Below are 4,649 nucleotides of genomic sequence, written 5' to 3'. Positions count from 1 at the left end.
CTTCCAGAATAACCCCGATCTTACAACTGAAGCCATGGTGATTCATTTCTTGCCCGATTGTTTGGGTAAATACATGCTTACTTTACCTGAAGCTTACCTGATCCCTAAATTATTCGAAAAAGCAAAAAGCGGAATGGTAATTAAAGGGAAAGCTAAAGATAAACTGGTTGATTTAATGCGGGCTGCAGTTGATGCAACCAATTTAGACCGGATCATTATCCTCTTATCTATCCTTAAAACATTGGCCGAGACGGATGAATTTTYGACAATTGTAACGAGCAAAAATACATTCTATCAAAGCAATGAGTCTGAAACACTCCGTATCAATAAAATATGTAATTATACCCTGAGTAATTATAAAAAGGATATTACATTGGAAGAAGTGGCTTCATTAAGTAACTTAAGTGTAACTTCTTTCTGCAGGTATTTTAAACTGATGACGAAAAAGACCTTTTATGATTTCCTGATTGAAATTAGGGTGAGTCATGCCTGCCGTTTTTTAATTGAAAACAAGCTACCAACCGAAATGATCTGTTTTGATTGCGGTTTTAATAATGTATCTAATTTCTACAGGCACTTTAAAAAAGTTACCGGAATGACACCTTTGGACTATAAAAGGAAGTATTTGAATTAGATTTCAATACCAAACCTCGCAGGTTTTTAAAACCTGCGAGGTTTAAACAAGACTATATAAAAACCTTAATATTTAAATTATTGCGTAATAAAGTGTAATCATCAAACAATGTTTCTACTTCTTTAACTACACTTGGCGTAAACGAGCCAACATTTCTGCGGGTAAAAGTTGAGATATTAAGCCCGCGCTTTTGCAGGAAATATTTCGACACCACTGGATAAACATTATGCATTACGTCCATGTTATCGATTAAAAACTGTTGTACCACTTGTACTTCATCTTTAAAAGCTTCATCATTATAATGGTCGCAAAGCCAAACAATCAATTCAGGGAAATAATTACCTTGAATGCACGATAAGCCCGAAGCTCCAGCTTTTAATGATTCTACCGCATGCACGATATAGGCATCGTACAATCCAAAAGCCCTGCCTTCAGTCAGTTTCAGTTTTTCTTTAATCTGACTAAGATCCAGGCAGGTATCTTTATGGTAAATCACTCTTCCGGTTGACACAAAATCGGCCAGTTGAGTAGGTTTTAATACCCTTTTATAAGGCACCGGACATTCATAAAATCCCAATGGAATTTTATCTGTTTGATCGATAAGATCGAAAACACGATCATTAAAAACCTCGTCCGATTCACTTTCATCAGCCAACAAGCTTGTAATGGCAATCACGGCCTCTACCCCTGCATCGCTCACTTCTTTTACAAAATCGGCCTGTTCGGAAATCGCGCCACCAAAAGTTCCTGTGGCTACCACTGGCACGGCGCCATTAACAACTTTAATCACATGTTTTATGGCCTGAATTCGTTCTTTACCAGTCAATTCAAACATTTCGCTCGACAGACAATTGGCAAATAAGCCTGATGATCCGGCCTGTAAATAAATCTCGGTAAGCTGTGTAAGGGCTGGGTAATCGATGTTCCCATTGCTTAAAAAAGGCGTGAGCATTACCGGGATGAACCCTTTTTGTGAGTTTTCCATTATATTCTGATATGGTAAATTGTTCTATTTAATTGCCTGATAAAGCCAGAATGGCTTTTAATGGGCTGTTTTAGTTTTTCTATCTTTAATTTTCGTCAGGAAAAGTCCTGCTAAAAAAATGGTTAAAGTGCCGATCACGATAATCATGTTTTTATGTAAAGGATTTCTAAAAATTTCATATTCTGGAGGAAGAAGTGAAGAAAATGTCATCCATATAATTACGGCAATGCCTATCATTGTTGCTGTTATGGCTTCATGGTTTTTAGTTTGCCTGCTAATAATACCCAAAAGGAATAGTCCTAACATCCCTGCAGCAAAAATCCCTGATAATTCCCACCACACATCTAAAATGCTTTTTACACCAATCATGGCAATACCAGCAATCATACCCAATAAACCAAAGCCAATGGTGGCCAAATGTAACAGTGATAAATTCTGCTTTTCGGTTACATCAGGTTTAAAATATCTTTTGTAAATATCTACCGAAAACACCGTTGCCGAGGCGTTCATCCCTGAACTTATGGTACTCATTGCTGCAGATAAAATGGCCGATACAATTAAACCAACCAAACCTATGGGGATTTTAGTCACCATAAAATGTGGCATAATTTTGTCACCATAATCCGATGGCTGTAATGCATGTTGTACCTTCAACACCTCTGCTGCCGAAGCATGTAAAGGCAAACGCTCAATAGCTACCTGGTGTTTTATCGACTGCACCAATTCCGGATTGATTTCATAATAGGCATACAAGCAAGATCCTATAATAAAAAAGAGCAATGATGCCGGGATATACAACCAAACACRCAGCCAGATCGATTTCGAAGCTGCTTTACTTGAGGATGCAGTATGGTATCGCTGAATGTAGTTTTGGTCCATTCCGAAGTTATTCAGGTTGATAAAAAAACCATAAAGCAACACGCCCCAAAACGATGATCCTACAAAATCGAGCTTAAAACTACCTAAGCTAAACTTATTGGCCGATTTCCCGATCTCTACAATCTTAGAAACTCCTCCTGGCATATTCGAAATGATTAAGTACAGAATAAGCAAGGCGCCAAAAGTCTTCACTACTGCTTGTACCACTTCTGTCCATATTACCGCTTCAATTCCTCCTAAAACGGTATAAACAATGATACAAATGCCCATTACGATCATAATCATCTGCATAGAATAGCCTGTGAGTGCTTGTAAGCTCAAGGCAATTCCAAAAAATATCGATCCCATTCTGGCCAGTTGCGTTAACAAGAAACACACCACTGCGTAAACCCTCGCCCAGGCGCCAAAACGTTTTTCTAAATGCGTATAGGCCGATATTTCGCCGGTATTCCGATAAAAGGGTACAAAATATTTTGAAGCGATCCAGGCGGCCAACGGCATCGAAATGCTGAATACAAATGCATTCCAATTGCTACCAAAGGCTTTTCCGGGCACCCCTAAAAAGGTATTGCTACTTAAAAATGTTGCATAAATTGATAAACCTATCGCCCATCCGGGGATCAGGCCCGAAGCTTTTGTAAATTGCTCGGAGTTTTTATTTTTCCTCGAAAAATAAACCCCAACTAATATCATTCCAACAAGATAAATGAAGATTATTGCAAGATCGACTACAGGAAGTCCTTTCATTATTTGTTGGCTCGTTTATTAATTTGGTTAAAACAAATATGCATGTCTAAATATCAACATTAATATAAGATTTTGGCTACATATTGTACCATCTTATCTTATTGAACATCTAAAGCATCAACTGCCAGTCCTTTGGTTTCTGTAGCAATCAATTTGAGTTTATAAGTCCCTGCATTAATCATACTCCCGGTATTGGTACTGAGGTAGTTCCATTTTCCGGTTTTAGTTGGCGCAAATTCGACCATTTCTGTTTTCATTAATGTTCCATCTGCCGATAAAAACTCGAGTTTCCCTTTCAAAAGCTGCTCTGACGGGTTATGGTATTTTAGGGTTAAGGAATAGGTATCGGCAACGCCAACTGATAACTGCCAGGTTAAGCTCCCTTGGCTCGCTGCATTAAAAATTACACGCTGTTTATCCATTAAAATTGCTTTCACAACCTCACTGCCTTCTAAAATACCATCAGTAGCTTTATAAGTAGTTGTGGTTTTTAAATCGTAAGCGGGTTGTAAATGGGTAACCGGTAATACAAAAACGGTAGCTATTCTACTGTCAAAAATTATGCGCTCATTCGGAATAAGTCTTTTCCGATAAAGACCGAATATCTCATCCTTACTATTGGTTAGTGAAGTTTTGGTGTCTTCGAATCCCTGAGGCACACTACTATTGATATTCAGTGCCACAAACGTATCCACAGTATCAGTTGCAGTAAATTCGATACTTTCCTGTGCGCGTGATGCCTTTAGCCACTCGGCACCGTATAAATTCGAAGGCAGATCGGTAAAAGTTGAATTTTCACCTTTAAACTGCTCTTCTCCAATATCCAACCAATCGCATAGTGCTRCATTTTTAATTTTGCTCAGGAGTGATTTACTTGATGGTRCAGCTTGGATGTTTTGGTTCAGACCTGAAATTGCAATGGCAGAAATCACTGCCTGTGCAACTTTTACTTCTGGGAAATTAATATCCAAAAAGCCACCTTTAACAGTCGTTTTAATCGTTTTCTTTAGTAAGGTATTACTTCCTGCTTCCTTCCAGATATCTAAATCTTTAATAACCGTTTTACCATTAAATGCTACATCAAATAAACGCATGGCTTTGGCATCAAAACCTCCGCCTATACCCAGCCAAGGCTCTATAAAATAAAGTTCAACCAGGTATTCACCGTCTGGAAGCGGAAAATGATATTTTAACCGATCTCTGCCATATCTAAAAGTTTGAAAAAGCTTCCAATCTTTAGTCCCGTCTATAGGTTGAAAAGTACGGCGCTGACTAGCAAAAAATGTTGGAACACCAGTAAAATCCGCGGTCCAAGAGGTTGAGCCAAAGTTATCAGGAGCACTTAAATTTCGATCAGCAGACCATTTATTGCCATTGGTATCAATATAATCTCCACCACCACAA

4 protein-coding genes are annotated in these 4,649 nt (G+C 38.4%); 1 reads left to right on the top strand and 3 read right to left on the bottom strand.

The window, feature by feature from the left end; all coding sequences use genetic code 11:
* A partial coding sequence (locus AC1DPQ_RS18405; protein WP_477610475.1) for an AraC family transcriptional regulator occupies positions 1 to 634 on the top strand: 634 nt, incomplete at its 5' end.
* A gap of 52 nt (positions 635 to 686) precedes the next feature.
* Here AC1DPQ_RS18405 and AC1DPQ_RS18400 read toward each other — a convergent pair.
* The 3 genes from AC1DPQ_RS18400 to AC1DPQ_RS18390 form a co-directional block, all read right to left on the bottom strand.
* Positions 687 to 1,619, bottom strand: a complete 933-nt coding sequence (locus tag AC1DPQ_RS18400) for a dihydrodipicolinate synthase family protein (RefSeq protein WP_477610474.1) — start codon at positions 1,617 to 1,619, stop codon at positions 687 to 689.
* Positions 1,620 to 1,676: 57 nt separating this feature from the next.
* On the bottom strand, positions 1,677 to 3,245 hold the full coding sequence (locus AC1DPQ_RS18395) for a sodium:solute symporter family protein (protein WP_477610473.1): 1,569 nt from the start codon (positions 3,243 to 3,245) through the stop codon (positions 1,677 to 1,679).
* Between the two features lie 98 nt (positions 3,246 to 3,343).
* On the bottom strand, positions 3,344 to 4,649 hold a 1,306-nt coding region (locus AC1DPQ_RS18390; protein WP_477610472.1), incomplete at its 5' end, for a malectin domain-containing carbohydrate-binding protein.

It is taken from the genome of Pedobacter sp. 01T416_2 (genome assembly GCF_056398925.1).
This window is presented reverse-complemented; position numbering and strand designations above follow the sequence as displayed.

What these genes read in the sequence shown, in the direction of transcription:
- AC1DPQ_RS18400 (WP_477610474.1), bottom strand. Translation starts at nt 1,619, where the DNA reads ATGGAAAACTCACAAAAAGGGTTCATCCCGGTAATGCTCACGCCTTTT.